Source organism: Glutamicibacter sp. NPDC055354 (assembly GCF_053644955.1).
Genome location: NZ_JBSHMB010000004.1, coordinates 223,438 through 238,161, shown reverse-complemented (window position 1 = coordinate 238,161; position 14,724 = coordinate 223,438). Strand labels below are relative to the sequence as shown.

Below are 14,724 nucleotides of genomic sequence, written 5' to 3'. Positions count from 1 at the left end.
CACATGCATCGGTCCGGCAACGCAGCCGGGCGCCCGGCTTCTGGTCCAGACGACAGCAAGGCAGGGTCCCATGGTTCAGAATCCACGCATCCTCAAGACCAAGGTCGGCATCATCGGCGGCGGTCCAGCCGGGCTCATGCTTTCGCATCTGCTGGCCAAAACCGGCATCGAGAACATCGTCGTGGAAATGCGCGACCACGAGGCCATCCGCAACACCCACCGTGCCGGAATCCTCGAAGCCCAAGCGGTCAAGATGCTCACCGAGTCCGGCGTGGATGGACGGGTCCTCACCCACGGCGACGAGCACGCCGGCATCGACCTGCGCTTCAACGGCGAATCCCACCCGCTGGACTTCCGCGACCTGGTCGACGCCACCGTCACCCTGTACGCGCAGAACGAGGTCTTCGTCGACCTGGCCGCGGTACGCCAACGCGACCAGGGCGACGTGCGGTACTCCTGCGAAGTCACCGAGATCCTGGACATGGAGACATCCACCCCGAAGTTCCGCTTCACCGATGCCGAGGGCAACCTCTTCGAGGTGCACGCGGATGTCATCGTCGGCGCCGACGGCTCGCGCTCCTTCGCCCGCCGCCAGATGCCCGAAACCCTGCGCAAGGACTTCAAGGTCACCTACCCCTTCGCCTGGTTCGGAATCCTCACCGAAGCACCGAAATCCGCCCCGGAGCTGATCTACGCGAACTCCCCGCACGGCTTCGCGCTGATCTCCCAGCGCAGCGAAACCGTGCAGCGCATGTACTTCCAATGCGACCCGAACGAAGACGTGAACGCCTGGAGCGATGACCGCATCTGGACCGAGCTGCAAAAGCGCGTGGACGGGCCGGATGGCTTCCAGCTGAAAACCGGGGAGATCTTCGACAAGACCGTGCTGGGCTTCCGCTCCTTCGTGCGCGAACCGCTCTCCCACGGGCGGATGTTCCTGATCGGCGATGCCGGGCACACCGTCCCGCCCACCGGAGCCAAGGGCCTGAACCTGGCCTTCGCCGATGTGAAGGTGCTCTTCGAGGCCCTGGACTCCTACTTCTCCACCGGCAGCGAGCAGCTGCTGGACGGCTATTCGGACCTGGCGCTGAAGCGCGTGTGGAAGGCGCAGAACTTCTCCTACTGGATGACCTCCATGCTGCACACCCCGGTTGGCGGCGACCCGTTCATGGCCAAGCGCGCCCTGGGCGAGCTGGAAACCGTCACCTCCTCGCGGTTCGGCCAGCAGTACCTGGCCGAGTCCTATACCGGCTGGCCCCACGCCTAGAACCTCTAACCATCCTCCGCACCTTAGAAAGGAGCCCGCAATGAGCACCGAAACCGCACCGCAGGACCGCACCGAAGCCGAGTCCTTCAACAACTCGCATCTTCTGGACCCTGCGGCAACCACCGCCAGCCAGGAAGAAATCAGCGGCGAGATCGCCGATCTCCACGAGGCCTACCGCCAGGAGGTCCTGGCCGGCAAGAAAGCCGAAACCCAGCCGCGCATCGACTTCGCGCCCTACCGCTCCTCGCTGCTGCGCCACCCGACCAAGAACCTGCACCACGCTGACCCGGAAACCATTGAGCTGCACTCCCCTGCCTTCGGCCAGCGCGACGTGCATGCGCTGGAATCGGATCTGACCATCCAGCACAACGGCGAGCCGATCGGCGAGCGCATTGTCGTTGCCGGCCGCGTGCTCGATGGCGATGGCCGCCCGGTGGCCGGCCAGCTGGTGGAAATCTGGCAGGCCAACGCCGCCGGACGCTACATCCACAAGCGCGACCAGCATCCGGCCCCGATCGACCCGAACTTCACCGGCGTGGGCCGCGCGATCACGGGCCCGAACGGCGAATACTCCTTCACCACCATCAAGCCGGCACCCTACCCGTGGAAAAACCACCACAATGCCTGGCGCCCGGCGCACATCCATTTTTCGCTGTTCGGCACCGACTTCACCCAGCGCATGATCACCCAGATGTACTTCCCGGGCGATCCGCTGTTCAGCCTCGACCCGATCTACCAGGCGATCACCGACAAGGAAGCGCGCGACCGCCTGGTCGCCAGCTACGACCATTCGCTGACGTCCCATGAATGGGCCACCGGCTACAACTGGGACATCGTGCTCACCGGCTCGAACCGCACCTGGATGGAAGAAGAAGAGGGAGATCACTAACATGGCTCAGGCACCAGAACTGAAGCTCGCCCCCACCCCGGGGCAGACCATCGGCCCATTCTACGGCTATGCGCTGCCCTTCGAGAAGGACAATGAGCTGCTCAACCAGGCACATCCGAACTCGGTGCGCCTGCACGGGGTTGTCTGTGACGGCAACGGCGAGATCATCCCGGACTCCCTGCTGGAAATCTGGCAGGCCGACGAGCACGGCAACGTAGTGTCCCGCGAAGGTTCGCTGGTGCGCGATGGCTACACCTTCACCGGCTGGGGACGGGCAGCGGTGGATAACGCCGGGCATTACACCTTTACCACAGTGAATCCGGGCGCCACCGATGAGGGCAAGGCCCCGTTCATCATGCTCACCGTATTCGCCCGTGGCCTGCTCAACCGGTTGTTCACGCGCATCTACCTGCCCGAGGACACCACGGCGCTGGCCCGTGATCCGCTGCTCGTATCGCTTTCCGAGGCTGAACGCTCCACGCTGATCGCCACCCGCGAGGCAGATGGCTCGCTGCGATTCGATATTCGCCTGCAAGGAGAAAACGAAACAGCGTTCCTCTCCTACCCGCGCGAAAGCTGATTACCAACGCACTGCCCCGCAGGTGCGCGCCAATGTCCGTACTGTTACAGACGTTAAAGCGCCCCGCGGGGTATTGCCCGTTCACGGGCATTAGAGTTCTAGATCAGGGGCAGCTGCCCTTTTGCTAAGAATTGAGGGATGCAATGGACGGTGCCGACTACGGTGTACTGGCCCCCACCTGGGCAGGCACCCCCGCTGCCGCATTCGCCAGCGATACCGCCTTTGTCCAGGGCATGCTGGATGTCGAGGCCGCGTGGGTCCACGTCCAGGCCGAGGCCGGGCTTTGCAGTGCAGAAGATGCCCAAGCTGTCCAGGCCGTAGCCCAAGTTGAGCGCTACGACCTCCCTTTGCTTGCCGCCAAGACTCCCGACGGAGCCAACGCGCTGATCCCGCTGCTGGGCATGATGCGCGAACTGCTTTCCCAAGACGGCGCCGCGAAAACCGCTGGCGCAGCCCTGCACCGCGGAGCAACCAGCCAAGACATCATCGACACAGCCATGATGCTGGTGCTCTCCAAGACCACCGGCTTGGCGCTCGCCGACCTGCGCAGCACCGCGCACGGACTGGCCAAATTGGCCGGCGAACACCGGGGGACGGTATGCATTGCCCGTTCGCTGACCCAGCACGCCTTGCCCACCACACTGGGGTGGAAGGCCGCCAGCTGGCTTTCAGCCATCCTCGACGCCGAGCAGCAGCTTCAATCGGCAACCAGCGCCCTGCGCCTGCAGTGGGGTGGCGCGGTAGGAACCTTGGCATCACTGGAGCAGTTCCTAGCTGGCCATAGTGAAAGCACTAAGACCAGCGCAGCACTCAGCGCCCAGCTGGCCGCCCACCTGGGATTGCATGATCCTGGTACCCCATGGCACACCAACCGCATGCCGATTCTCCAGCTTGGCTCCGCACTGGGTGCGGCCATTGCCGCGCTGGGGACCCTGGGCGCTGATGTGCTCACCGCCTCCCGTCCGGAAATCGGCGAGCTGTCCGAACCTCGCGAGGCCGGCAAGGGCGGCTCCTCGGCCATGCCGCAGAAGCAGAACCCGGTGCGCTCGGTACTGCTGCGCAATGCGGCATTCAGCGCCCCCGGATTGCTCTCCACCCTGTTCACTGCTGCCGGCACCGCGGTGGATGAACGCCCCGATGGCGGCTGGCACGCCGAATGGAGTGCCCTGCGCGAACTGGCCCGGCTGGCATCAGGGGCGGCATTCCACGCTTCGTTCCTGGCCAACGGCCTGGGAGTGGATCGCGCTGCCATCGAGCGGAACCTCGCCCTGGGCGGAGATGCCGTGCTCTCCGAACGACTCGCTGCCGCCCTGGCTGACCTGGTGGTCGGCGGAAAACCGGCCATCCAGGCATTGGTGCGCCGCAGCCTCGACGAGCGCATTTCCCTGCGCGATCTGCTGCGCCTGGAAATCTCCGTGCATGACTTGAACGACCAGGACCTCTACGAATTATTTGATCCAGCTGGCTACCTCGGTGCCGCGGATCGCTTCACCGAAACCGTACTCGCCGATTACTCGGCACGGAAGGAATCATGGCAGTCCCGCAACTAACCCCCTCCTTGCTGCACACCGACAAGGCACTTCCCACCCTCATCGTCGGCCCCTCGCTGGGCACTGCGGCCCTGCCGCTGTGGGCCCCGGCCTTGCCTTACCTCAAGGACAAGTTCCAGGTCATCGCCTGGGACCTGCCGGGGCACGGCGAAAGCAAGCCGTCCACCGAGGCATTCTCGCTGGCCGAACTGGCTACCGGCGTCACCAAGGCCGTAGGGGCGCTGCGTGCCGACGGCGTCATCCCCGAGGACGGCAAGCTGTACTACGCCGGAGTGTCGGTTGGCGGGGCCACCGCCCTGCAGCTGGCCGTAGACCACGCCGGCTTCTTCAACGCGTTGTCCTCCATCTGCTCTGCCGCGAAGATCGGCACCCCCGAAGGGTGGACCGACCGTGCCGAGCTGGTCGCCAAGGCCGGCACCCCGACCATGGTCGCCGGTTCTGCCGAACGCTGGTTCGCGCCGGGATTCATCGAGAAGGAACCGGTGATCAGCACCGAGCTGCTGCACAGCCTGCAGAACGCTGACCGCTTCGCCTACGCCCACGCCTGCGGCGCCTTGGCAGGATTCGACGTGCGCGGGCAGCTGGCTTCAACCAGCGACCCGATCATTGCCATCAACGGCGCACAGGACCAAGTGTGCCCTCCGGCAGACGCGGAGTTCATCGCCGAAAATGCACCCCGCGGAACCATGGCGGTCATCGATTCGGCCGCCCACCTGGCCCCGGCCGAAGCACCCGAAGAGACCGCGGCCTTGCTGGCCGAGTTCTTGCTGGCCAACTAGAAGCGAGGACCTGCAGAAATGGCTGATTCACCGCGCCTTCCCGGCGATACCTATGATGCCGGCATGGAGGTACGCCGCCAGGTGCTGGGCAACGAGCACGTTGAGCGTTCCACCAGGAACTCGAATGAGTTCACCGACGAATTCCAGGAAATGATCACCCGCTACGCATGGGGCACCATCTGGACCCGCGACGGCCTGCCGCGCACTACCCGCAGCGCCATCACGCTGACCGCAATGATCGCCGGCGGCTACTGGGAAGAACTGGAAATGCATGTGCACGCGGCCCTGCGCAATGGCATGGCTCCCGAAGAAATCAAGGAAGTTTTCTTGCAGTGCGCCATCTACTGTTCCGTTCCGGCAGCGAACGTTGCGTTCAAGATCGGCAAGAAGGTGCTGGAGGAGTACGCGGCAGCCGAAGGCCACTAGCCGTGGCACCGCGCCGCTAGCGGCGCGCCGCCGCGGCTTGCCGGATCGAGTGCAGCAGGGCCCACGGGACGATGCCGCTGGTGCGCGGGTTGCGTGGCGAGGGGTGGTTCTTGATCGAGAAGCTGTACTCGCCGGCTGGGCCGCGCGCCTCGATGCGGTGCTCGGTCAGGCCTGCCTCCGGGTCGGCGATCAATCTGGCTGTCACCGCATCCCAATCCCCCACAGCCAACGCCACCGCCGCGGCCACATTCAATGACTTCGGGAAGTCCTGGGCCGCTGCCGCGGCTGGACCGCGAAATACCTCTACCGGTCCGGCGGCCTGCTCCAATTCACCGCGCCGCTGCGCATCCATCCACGGCTGCACCAAGGTGGCCGGCAGCTTGCGCGTCGTCACCAGCACCTGGTCGATGCCGCCCATCCGGGCAGCCGCGCCCAGCAGGTCCAATCCGCCGATGGCCCCGGCAGTGCTGGACAAGCGTCCCGGTCCGGCGGCCTGCACTTGCGCGGCGAACTCCGGGTCAGCCAGCGCCCCCATGGAACTGGCCAGCAGGTCAACCCCGCAGGCCAGGATGCGCACCGCATTCTCGCGCAGGGCTTGCTGGCCCGCGCATTCGACCACCAGGTCGCAGCGCTCCAGGGCCGACTCCCAGCTCAGCTGCTCATGCTCCAGCCCGGTTTGCGGCCGGCGCAGGATCACCCCTTCGAGCTGGGCACCGTGCACCGTCCCGGCTGCCAGTTGCTCCGCCACCACGGAGCCGATCGCCCCGTGGCCCAGTACTCCCACCCGATACATGCTGCCCGTGGCCATGCCCGTCCTGTCCGAAAAGATCGATGTAAGCTACCGCCAGCTTAGGCCAGCTCGCGGGCTCGGCACGAACTGCCAGCTGGCCAGTGTGCGGGCCATTGCCGCTAGTGCCGTGAAGCGGTCGAATGGTCCGTGCGTTCCATGAGCCGGGAGACTCCATATCCGATGAGAATACCCCAGAAGGCGGCATGGATGTTGAACAGGTCCAGACCGGAAATGGTTACCACGAACGTCACGAGGGCGCCCAGGGTGAATTTGGTGGCGAAGGCCGTCACAAAGGCCTGCTGCAGGGCCTTGAGCATGGCGATGCCTCCCAAGGCCAGCACGAAAGCCTCAGGGGTGGCCAGCATTAAGCGCGTCAGCGTTGGAGCGAACAGGGCGAAGAGCAGGGACAGGAAGCCATAGACCACCGCTGCGGTGTACTGGCGGTGCTTTTCGCCAGATGATGTGAGCAACGCGTTGGTTGGCCCGGTGACGCAGGCGGACACCGCACCGAAGCATGCGTTCAGGATCGAGAACCCGCCCGAGGCCAGCGCAAAGGCATTGACCGGGGGACGGTGCCCGGCAGAGCGCAGCACCGCGACACCCTGGCCGTTCTGCACAATCAGCACGGTGATGGCCAACGGCACCACCAGCTCCAGCTGCGCAGCCCAGGTGAATTCCGGAGCGGTGAACACCGGGGTGGCCAGCACGGGCCCGCCAGCTGCGTCCAACGCGAACTGGCCACTGGCTGCCACCGCGATGGCCCCGGCGATCAGCGTGCCCAGCACCGGGGGAATTCTTCTGCCCAGCGCCGGCACCGCAGCGAGCAGGACGAAGACCAGCACCATGGGGCCGGCCACCACCGGGTTGGCTTGGGTGGACGAGACGATGTCGGTGCCGAAGCGCAAGAAGACCGCGGCCACCATGGCCATCACAATCGGCATGGGTATGGCCGCCATGATCCGGCGCACCACCCCGGTAGCGCCCAAGGCCAGGACCAGTACCCCGGAGACGAAGAACGCCCCGACCACCTCGGGGAAGGACAGGTGCTGCAGCGAAGGGCCCAGCAGCACCGTGCCGGGGATGGACCAGGCGAATCCCAGCGGCTGGCGGTAGAGCAGGGACATCACGATGGTCGCCAACCCGGCGGAGAGGAAGATCCCGCAGACCCAGGAAGCCATCTCGGCCTGGGACAGCCCGCCAGCGGCACTCACCGCAAGGGTGACCGCGATGGGGCCCGAGGCGGAGAAAACCAGCCCGATCACGCCATTGCTGGCATATACCCCGCCCACGTCGCGCAGCAGGTCGCGGATTCCGGCAGGCCGCTGCTCGGCCCGCTCCAGCAGCGGTTCGCGTGGTGCTCGCGCAGCTGCTGGAGCCGATTCGCGGGTGGGCAGGTTATCGGCGGGTTTGGGCATGTGCGCTCCTGGGCGATGGTGGCAGTGGCATTAATAGTCCACCACCATTGCACGGCTCCAGGGGCCGTGGGACGTGGCGCATTGATCCGGGGTATGGCAGTCCTAGGATAGTTCGGGCTGCTAGCTGCCACTGCACGCAGGGCTAGGATAAGACCGGGGCGATGCGGCCCGCGGATGAAAGGAATGCAGGGATGAATTCCAATACCGAGCTCGGCGAATTCCTCAAGGCACGGCGGGCCCTGGTCAGCCCGGCAGGCGATGGCGGTCCCCGGCGACGCGTGCCTGGCCTGCGCCGCGAAGAGGTTGCGGTCCTGGCCGGCGTGAGCACCGACTACTACACCCGGCTGGAACAGGGCCGGCACAAGCGCCCTTCCGAATCCGTGCTCGGCGCGTTGGCCAAGGCCCTGGAACTGGATGAGACGGCGGCCGGGCATTTGTTCAATCTGGCCCGGTCGGTCTCCGGTTCCGGGCGCAACAACCCGTCGAACAGCATCCAGCGGGTACGCCCGTCATTGCATCAGCTGCTGGATTCCTTCACCGGGCATCCGGCCTTCATCCGTGGGCGGCGTACCGAGGTGCTGGGCATGAATGCGCTGGCCGCCAGCCTGCTCACCGACTTCCTCGCCAAGCCGGTGCGCCACCGCAGCCTGATCCGCTGGGCCTTCCTGGATCCCGAAGCCAGGCAGCGCTACGCCGACTGGGAGCAGATCGCCGCCTCGATGGTCGGCACCTTGCGCCTGGATGCCGGGCGCCATCCGCACGATCCGCTGCTCGCGCAGCTGGTCGGAGAGCTGTCCATGAACAGCGAAGAATTCCGCACCTGGTGGGCCGATCACCGGGTGGTCGAGCGGCGGGACGGGATCAAGCGGTTCAACCATCCCCAGGTGGGCTATCTGGAGGTCAACTACGAGGCCTTGGACGTGACCGGGGCACCAGACCAGACCCTGTTCATCTACACCACCGACCCGGGCTCGGACTCCGAAGCGAAGCTGCGCGATCTGGCCGCGCTGCTCAACGGCCAGGGACCGGCACCCGAAGCCTAGCTGCGTGCTGGGATCTGCGATTTGCCGAGCCAGCTGCGCTCCAGCTCGTTGAGCGGGCGCGACGAGACGCCATCGGCTGCCAGCGGCACCATGACCGTGGTCGAGTCGAATACCGGCTGCCCGTCCTGGTAGCCGATGCCCCGCACGGTGAAGGACTTGTTGCCCAGCCGGCTGATGCCCATGCGGATGAGCATCTCGGGCTGGTAGTACAGCGGGCGCAGGTAGTCGATCTGGATCGATGCCACCACGGTGCCGAATTCGAAACGGCCTGTTGTCCCGTCCTCGCGCGTCCAGCGGATGCGGGCTTCTTCCATCAGGGTCACGATGCGCGCATTGTTCACATGTCCCAGGGCATCCTGGTCCGACCAGCGCAGCTGCAAGATGACTTCGGTAGCCGCGGCCAGTTCATCGTTTGTCGTTTCACTCATGGAACCCATTGCACCAGAAACCCGGGCTGGCTACTGCGCCCGTGACGGCTCATGAACTTGGGCCATCGCCGGAAGGCACCCACCGTGCATCCTCGTTGTTGGCGTCCAGACAGATCCATTCCTGTGCAGGCCCGTAGCACCGCAGCTCATCGGTGAACCAGAACGTCTGGTCCGGGTCCCACCCGGCAATCACGCTGGCGTATTTATCATCGATGTCGAGGCATTGCCCGGCGAGCGCCAGATAGGCGCCGATACCCAGATGCACCCCGTCGTAATCGCGCGCCACGGCCAGCCAGTCGGGGATCTTCCATGCGCCGTCGCGCCCGGTGGACAGGTACCAGTCGTGGCGCTTGTGCGCGGTGACCTCGATGCCGTGCTCGCGGCAGAGCCGGATCCAGTCCTCGGCCGTGGCGATCTCCAGCACCTTGGCTGCGGGAGGCACGCTCGTGAACCTGACGCTGGCTTGCTCCCATCCGAAACCGTCCTCCACGCAGCTCAGGCCCACTGGCTCCCGGTCTGGGAACACACCGGTAGTGGAGGGCAGGCGGCTGCTGGGCTTGGACCACCATTCCCCGCTGAAGCTGCCCAGCGGGGTGCTACTCATTTCGGCGGCATCGCGGGCTTCGGTCGCCAGGATGCCGGCCCTCCACTCCTGCAGTAGGCCCAGGGCATTGCTGCCGGGAGCCTGCGTCCTGCCCTGCGGGTCATGCTGGTCGAATTCGACCTGGAATTGGTTGCGCAGATCCACGGGATCCAGCCACACGGCCGCGAGCCCGCTGTCCGCCAGGTGCCGGGCCACGCGCTCAAGCGGCGCGGCCAGTTCCGGCAACGCCAGCAGGGTGTCTTCCCCATCCGGTTCCTGCCAATAGCGGGCACTGTCGACCGAGCGGACCAGCGCTTGCTGCAGCAGCGCTGCGGTGGCCGGAACCAAAGTGGTGCCGTCCAGGCGCCGGGCGATCTGCTGGACACTGGTTTCGGGCATGCTGGATTCATCCGCGCCAAACAGGCCAACGCTTTCGCCGCGTTCTACCGCTACGTGATACGCGGCGTAGAACATCGCCGCATGCAGCGGATGCTCCCCGAACGCCGGTAGCAGCTTCTCTTCGCTGGCAGTGGCGAACTCCCACAGCATCCTGCGCCCGCGCGCGCCTGCCATGAGCGCCTGCACTAGTTCCATCCGCGCCACTTCATTTCACTGGTTCGAAAACAGTAAATCCCGCCAAGACAGTCGATAACTATTTACGGGATCGATTATTAGACATTACCTGAGCAGGGGTTGCAATTCACCTGCCATTGGCACCGTGGAAGACGGCCGGCCAAGGGGCCGGCAGATTGTCCCCACCCGGAGGAACGTTCGTGAAAATCTTCGCTCGACCCGGCAAAACCAATCATCTCACCCCACTGCATCTCACCGCCGGAAGCCTAGTTGCCATTGCAGCTTCCACCGCCTTCATCGGCGCCACCCCGGAACTCGAGGCAGTGCCTGCCGCCAAGTCCGCCGCGGACTGGAGCTCCTCGGCCTACCGCGGGTCAGTCGAGGTGATCCCGGCAGGAACTGGCCGCAGCGGCACCGCGCAAGAGACGCTCGACGGAGTGGTCTTCGAGGATCGCAACAAGAACTCCACGCAGGATGCCAACGAGCCTGGCCTACCGAACGTCACGGTTTCCAACGGCCGCGACATCGTGGCCACCGATGGGCAGGGACGCTACGAACTTCCGGCATACAACAACATGACCGCGTTCGTCACCCAGCCCCGGGGCTTCCAGGTTCCGGTCGACGACGACAACGTCGCCCAATTCTTCTACACCCACCTGCCTGAAGGCTCCCCGGACCTGAAGTACGACGGCATCGCCCCGACCGGGCCGCTGCCTGAGGCAGTCAACTTCCCGCTGGTGGCCAGCAGCGCCACGCAATCGCCCGAGCAGAGCTGCGTCATCGGTGCCGATGTGCAGACCTATACCCAGCAGGAAGTCGAGTACGCCAGGGAAGGCGCTTTCGCCGATCTGGCGGCCCGCACCGACTACACCGGCTGCGGCGCCTTGTTCATCGGCGACCTCGTGGGAGATGACTTGACTTTCTTCCATCAGACCCGCGAACTGTCCTCCATGCTCAACGGTCCGGCCCGGTTCCTGCCGGGCAACCACGACATCGACTACGACTCGCTGGACGGGCAGCACGAGTACGATTCCTTCCGCGCCCAGTTCGGTCCGGAGTACTACTCCTACGACACGGGCAAGACTCACGTCATCGCCCTGAGCACCATCGATTACCCGACTGCGGTTCCGGCCAAGAAGAGCGACTACACCTACGATCTGGGCAAGCGCCAGCTGCAGTGGCTGCGCGCCGACCTGGCCGAGGTACCCAAGAACAAGGCCATCGTCCTGGCCGGGCACAGCCCCCTGCTGGAGTTCTTCTACAGCGACGAGCATTCCACCAAGCAGGTCCGGGAGATCTACGAGCTGCTGGAAGGACGCGAGGTCGCTTCCCTGGGCGGGCACACCCACATGTCAGAGAACCTGCGCGCCGGGGACCTGATGGATGGCTGGCGCGACGAGGTCGGCGAGGCAGGCCTGCCCTTCACGCACCTGACTGTCCCGGCCATTTCCGGGCAGTGGTATGACGGACGGGTTACCGAGAATGGCTACCCGACTTCCATCCAGCGCGACGGGACCCCTCCGGGAGTGCTCACCTTGGACATCAAGAACACCAGTATCACCGAGCGCTTCACCGTGACCGGCGGGGATGCCAGCAAGCAGATGTCCCTGGGCTTGAACACCCCGGCGTACCGGCAGTGGTACGAGGAGAATCTGGAAAAGGAGCGCGGCACGGTTCCGGCCCTGGATGACCCGTTGGCGGTGAGCCGGCAGGGACTGGCCGAGGACACCTGGCTGACCACGAACTTCTGGATGGGCAGCACCGGCTCCGCTGTCGAGGTCTCCATCGACGGCCAGGACCCGGTTGCGGCCGAGCGGACGCAGAAAATGGCCGGCGAACGCCCGCTGTCAGGCGCCGAGTACTCGGATCCGGCGGCCATCGCCGAGCAATTCGTCCATGGCGGCGGATTCGCCGAGAAGACCAGCCACTTGTGGCGCTTGGAACTGCCAGATGATCTCTCCGTGGGGGCGCACACCGCCACGGTGACTGCCACCGACGTGCATGGGCGTTCTTTCACCGAGGAATTGGATTTCACGGTCATCGGGTAGCGTCATCCTTCGTGCGTGCATGAAAAACTCCCCAAAAGTTGTTGTGACTTTTTCAGTCCAACTTTTGGGGAGCAGTTCAATGAGCAGGCACCAGCTTTTTGTTACGCCCGCAGTGGGACAGCATCGGCTGCAGGTGCCTAGGATGAATCCATGCGCATTGCAATCCTGGATGATTACCACAACGTGGCCCGCTCGCTGGCCGATTTCGACGGCCTCGCCGTCGCCTTGGACGCCGAAGTCACTGTCTTCACCGAGCACCTGGGCCACGAGGACAGCACCGTCGTCCAGGCGCTGCAGCCCTTCGACGCCATCGTCGCCATGCGCGAACGCACGCCTTTCCCGGCCGCCCGGCTCAATGCCCTGCCCAACCTGAAGCTGCTGGTCACCACCGGCCGCCGCAACGGATCCATCGACCTGCAGGCTGCCAAGAACCAGGGCATCGTGGTCAGCCACACCGGCTACGTGGCTACCGATGCCGCCGAGCACACCTGGGCGCTGATCCTCAGCGCCGCGCGCCGACTGGACGTGGAGCTGTTTTCCGCGGACCGCCCGCTGGCGGCTGGCTCGGGCTGGCAGACCACTTTCGGACTGGGCCTGTCCGGCAAGACCCTGGGCGTCTACGGTCTGGGAAATCTGGGAGCGAAGGTTGCGATGGTCGGCTTGGCTTTCGGCATGCGGGTCATCGCCTACAGCCAGAATCTCACCAAGGCCCGCGCCACCGAAGTGGGCGTGGAGCTGGTCTCCGAAGCCGAGCTGTTTTCCACCAGCGACATCGTGACCGTGCACCTGAAGCTCTCGGAGCGCAGCACCGGGGTCATCGGACCCAAGCAGCTGGCGTGGATGCGTCCCGATTCCATCCTGGTCAACACCTCGCGCAGCAGGATCGTGCAGACCGACGCGCTCATCGACGCACTGGACAGCCGGCAGCTGCACCTGGCCGCCGTGGATGTCTTCGACGTGGAACCGCTGCCGGCCAAGGACCGGCTGGCCGCTACCCGGGGCGTGATTGCCACCCCGCATATCGGCTATGTGACTATCGAGCAGTTCGAGATGTTCTACCGCGACGCGGTGGAAGACATCCGCGCGTGGGCTAGCGGCGCACCGATCCGGGTGCTGGCCTAGGGACCTGCGGCCGCGGCACGAAGTAGTAGTGCAGGATCGCCACGACGGCGGCCCATGCGGCCCCGATCAGCATCCCCACCAGCACGTCAGAGACCCAGTGGTGCCCGATGTAGATTCGCGAAGCTCCCATCGCCAGGACGAATAGCGCCGCGACGATGGAGATCAGGTACGCGTAGCGGCGCAGCCCGTAGATGATCGCCAGGTAGCTGGCGATGCCGATCAGCGCGGCCGAGTTCAGCGTGTGCCCGCTGGGGAACGAAAAGGTCTGCGGCGGCGCCGGGCCTCCGGGAACGCCTTGGGGACGCGGCACCTGGAGGCTCGTCTTGAGAATAACGGTCAGCAGGACCGAGACCAGTGCAGTGAACGCGATGGCCGCCAACGGCCACGCGCTGCGGGTTTTCCAGCACAGCAATGAGGTGATCACCAGCATGATCATGGTCATTCCAGGTGTGGATCCCCAGAAGTACAAGAAGTCGGAGACCGCAAACAGGAACGGCGACTGGTGCTCCAGTGCCCATTGGTAGGCTGGGGCATCCAGATCCCTGGCCCATCCGCCCGCGTGCAGGGAGACCAGCACCCTGCGGGTGAAGTAGAACATGGCGACAACCAGCCCGAAAATGATCCACAGCACCTGTGCGCCGCGGGAACGTTGGCCTTGCCGGAAATACCATGAGGATCGCATGGCTTCCATCGTATCGGGGCGGGCGCGAAGCGCTGAACTCGATCGATGCGGAACAATGGAAGCATGACGATCAAGGTGCTGGCAGTTGGCAAGAAACACGAATCCTGGGTGGACGAGGGAATTTCCCGCTACGAGAAGCGGCTGAAGAAGCCCTTCAATCTCACCTGGCAGCTGCTGAACCATTCCTCGCGCGAGAACGACGCGGCCCGCACCGAGGAGTCTGCCCGCATCCTGGCGAAAATCGATGACCGCGACTTCGTGGTTCTGCTCGATGAACGCGGCAAGAACGTGGACTCCCCCGCGTTGGCCAATACTTTGCGCACCCCGATTGATGCTTCGCGCAACGTTGTCATCATCATCGGCGGCGCGTACGGCGTGGACGCATCCGTGCATGCGCGGGCCAATTTCACCTGGTCGCTTTCGAAGCTGGTCTTCCCGCACCAGCTGGTGCGCTTGATCCTCACCGAGCAGCTGTACCGCGCGCAGGACATCCTGGCAGGCGGGAAGTACCATCACGTTTAAGCCATTCCCTTGACTTTCCAACTTGGA

General features: G+C 65.0%; 15 protein-coding genes. 10 read left to right on the top strand and 5 right to left on the bottom strand.

The features are described 5' to 3' along the window. Positions 1-70: 70 nt before the first annotated feature. The 6 genes from ACWICV_RS16155 to pcaC all read left to right on the top strand — a co-directional run bounded on the left by ACWICV_RS16155 (position 71) and on the right by pcaC (position 5,491). Positions 71-1,267, top strand: a complete 1,197-nt coding sequence (locus ACWICV_RS16155; protein WP_365943067.1) for a 4-hydroxybenzoate 3-monooxygenase — start codon at positions 71-73, stop codon at positions 1,265-1,267. 40 nt (positions 1,268-1,307) lie between these two features. Beyond that, a complete protein-coding gene (gene pcaH / locus ACWICV_RS16150; protein ID WP_454091337.1) occupies positions 1,308-2,156 on the top strand; it encodes a protocatechuate 3,4-dioxygenase subunit beta in 849 nt (282 codons plus the stop codon). Between the two features lies 1 nt (position 2,157). Further along, the gene (gene pcaG / locus ACWICV_RS16145; protein ID WP_454091336.1) at positions 2,158-2,736 is read left to right on the top strand and encodes a protocatechuate 3,4-dioxygenase subunit alpha; all 579 of its coding nucleotides are present in this window, start codon (positions 2,158-2,160) and stop codon (positions 2,734-2,736) included. Between the two features lie 143 nt (positions 2,737-2,879). Further along, positions 2,880-4,286 (top strand): lyase family protein, encoded by a 1,407-nt coding sequence (locus ACWICV_RS16140; protein ID WP_454091335.1) that lies wholly within the window; start codon positions 2,880-2,882, stop codon positions 4,284-4,286. Next, positions 4,268-5,065 carry an alpha/beta fold hydrolase gene (locus ACWICV_RS16135; RefSeq protein ID WP_365943064.1) on the top strand — a complete coding sequence of 266 codons (798 nt, stop codon included), beginning with the start codon at positions 4,268-4,270 and terminating at the stop codon, positions 5,063-5,065. The genes ACWICV_RS16140 and ACWICV_RS16135 overlap by 19 nt, the downstream gene beginning before the upstream one ends. Positions 5,066-5,083: 18 nt before the next feature. After that, the gene (pcaC, locus tag ACWICV_RS16130) at positions 5,084-5,491 is read left to right on the top strand and encodes a 4-carboxymuconolactone decarboxylase (RefSeq protein ID WP_365943063.1); all 408 of its coding nucleotides are present in this window, start codon (positions 5,084-5,086) and stop codon (positions 5,489-5,491) included. A 16-nt stretch (positions 5,492-5,507) separates the two neighbouring features. On the opposite strand, the gene ACWICV_RS16125 is transcribed toward pcaC, so the two are convergent. Next, positions 5,508-6,299, bottom strand: a complete 792-nt coding sequence (locus ACWICV_RS16125) for an aspartate dehydrogenase domain-containing protein (RefSeq protein WP_332498987.1) — start codon at positions 6,297-6,299, stop codon at positions 5,508-5,510. Positions 6,300-6,400: 101 nt separating this feature from the next. Next, positions 6,401-7,696, bottom strand: a complete 1,296-nt coding sequence (locus ACWICV_RS16120) for a benzoate/H(+) symporter BenE family transporter (RefSeq protein WP_454091334.1) — start codon at positions 7,694-7,696, stop codon at positions 6,401-6,403. A gap of 191 nt (positions 7,697-7,887) precedes the next feature. Here ACWICV_RS16120 and ACWICV_RS16115 point away from each other — a divergent pair, with 191 nt between their 5' ends. Further along, positions 7,888-8,739 carry a helix-turn-helix transcriptional regulator gene (locus ACWICV_RS16115; protein WP_365943061.1) on the top strand — a complete coding sequence of 284 codons (852 nt, stop codon included), beginning with the start codon at positions 7,888-7,890 and terminating at the stop codon, positions 8,737-8,739. On the opposite strand, the gene ACWICV_RS16110 is transcribed toward ACWICV_RS16115, so the two are convergent. Both ACWICV_RS16110 and ACWICV_RS16105 read right to left on the bottom strand, forming a co-directional pair. Beyond that, positions 8,736-9,167 (bottom strand): acyl-CoA thioesterase, encoded by a 432-nt coding sequence (locus ACWICV_RS16110; RefSeq protein WP_365943060.1) that lies wholly within the window; start codon positions 9,165-9,167, stop codon positions 8,736-8,738. The genes ACWICV_RS16115 and ACWICV_RS16110 overlap by 4 nt on opposite strands. Positions 9,168-9,216: 49 nt before the next feature. Continuing rightward, positions 9,217-10,344, bottom strand: a complete 1,128-nt coding sequence (locus ACWICV_RS16105; protein WP_454091333.1) for a hypothetical protein — start codon at positions 10,342-10,344, stop codon at positions 9,217-9,219. A gap of 179 nt (positions 10,345-10,523) precedes the next feature. Here ACWICV_RS16105 and ACWICV_RS16100 point away from each other — a divergent pair, with 179 nt between their 5' ends. Further along, positions 10,524-12,371, top strand: a complete 1,848-nt coding sequence (locus ACWICV_RS16100; RefSeq protein WP_365943058.1) for a calcineurin-like phosphoesterase family protein — start codon at positions 10,524-10,526, stop codon at positions 12,369-12,371. A 150-nt stretch (positions 12,372-12,521) separates the two neighbouring features. Continuing rightward, entirely contained in the window at positions 12,522-13,493 is a 972-nt protein-coding gene (locus ACWICV_RS16095; RefSeq protein WP_454091332.1) for a D-2-hydroxyacid dehydrogenase family protein, read from the top strand. Here ACWICV_RS16095 and ACWICV_RS16090 read toward each other — a convergent pair. Next, positions 13,462-14,175 (bottom strand): phosphatase PAP2 family protein, encoded by a 714-nt coding sequence (locus ACWICV_RS16090; RefSeq protein ID WP_365943057.1) that lies wholly within the window; start codon positions 14,173-14,175, stop codon positions 13,462-13,464. The genes ACWICV_RS16095 and ACWICV_RS16090 overlap by 32 nt on opposite strands. A 63-nt stretch (positions 14,176-14,238) precedes the next feature. Here ACWICV_RS16090 and ACWICV_RS16085 point away from each other — a divergent pair, with 63 nt between their 5' ends. Next, positions 14,239-14,697 (top strand): 23S rRNA (pseudouridine(1915)-N(3))-methyltransferase RlmH, encoded by a 459-nt coding sequence (locus ACWICV_RS16085; protein ID WP_180993116.1) that lies wholly within the window; start codon positions 14,239-14,241, stop codon positions 14,695-14,697. The last annotated feature ends 27 nt before the right edge of the window (positions 14,698-14,724 follow it).

Coding starts and splice junctions, on each gene's coding strand:
- ACWICV_RS16155 (WP_365943067.1), top strand. CDS start 71: ATGGTTCAGAATCCACGCATCCTCAAGACCAAGGTCGGCATCATCGGC.
- pcaH (WP_454091337.1), top strand. CDS start 1,308: ATGAGCACCGAAACCGCACCGCAGGACCGCACCGAAGCCGAGTCCTTC.
- pcaG (WP_454091336.1), top strand. CDS start 2,158: ATGGCTCAGGCACCAGAACTGAAGCTCGCCCCCACCCCGGGGCAGACC.
- ACWICV_RS16140 (WP_454091335.1), top strand. CDS start 2,880: ATGGACGGTGCCGACTACGGTGTACTGGCCCCCACCTGGGCAGGCACC.
- ACWICV_RS16135 (WP_365943064.1), top strand. CDS start 4,268: ATGGCAGTCCCGCAACTAACCCCCTCCTTGCTGCACACCGACAAGGCA.
- pcaC (WP_365943063.1), top strand. CDS start 5,084: ATGGCTGATTCACCGCGCCTTCCCGGCGATACCTATGATGCCGGCATG.
- ACWICV_RS16125 (WP_332498987.1), bottom strand. CDS start 6,299: ATGGCCACGGGCAGCATGTATCGGGTGGGAGTACTGGGCCACGGGGCG.
- ACWICV_RS16120 (WP_454091334.1), bottom strand. CDS start 7,696: ATGCCCAAACCCGCCGATAACCTGCCCACCCGCGAATCGGCTCCAGCA.
- ACWICV_RS16115 (WP_365943061.1), top strand. CDS start 7,888: ATGAATTCCAATACCGAGCTCGGCGAATTCCTCAAGGCACGGCGGGCC.
- ACWICV_RS16110 (WP_365943060.1), bottom strand. CDS start 9,167: ATGAGTGAAACGACAAACGATGAACTGGCCGCGGCTACCGAAGTCATC.
- ACWICV_RS16105 (WP_454091333.1), bottom strand. CDS start 10,344: ATGGAACTAGTGCAGGCGCTCATGGCAGGCGCGCGCGGGCGCAGGATG.
- ACWICV_RS16095 (WP_454091332.1), top strand. CDS start 12,522: ATGCGCATTGCAATCCTGGATGATTACCACAACGTGGCCCGCTCGCTG.
- ACWICV_RS16090 (WP_365943057.1), bottom strand. CDS start 14,175: ATGCGATCCTCATGGTATTTCCGGCAAGGCCAACGTTCCCGCGGCGCA.
- ACWICV_RS16085 (WP_180993116.1), top strand. CDS start 14,239: ATGACGATCAAGGTGCTGGCAGTTGGCAAGAAACACGAATCCTGGGTG.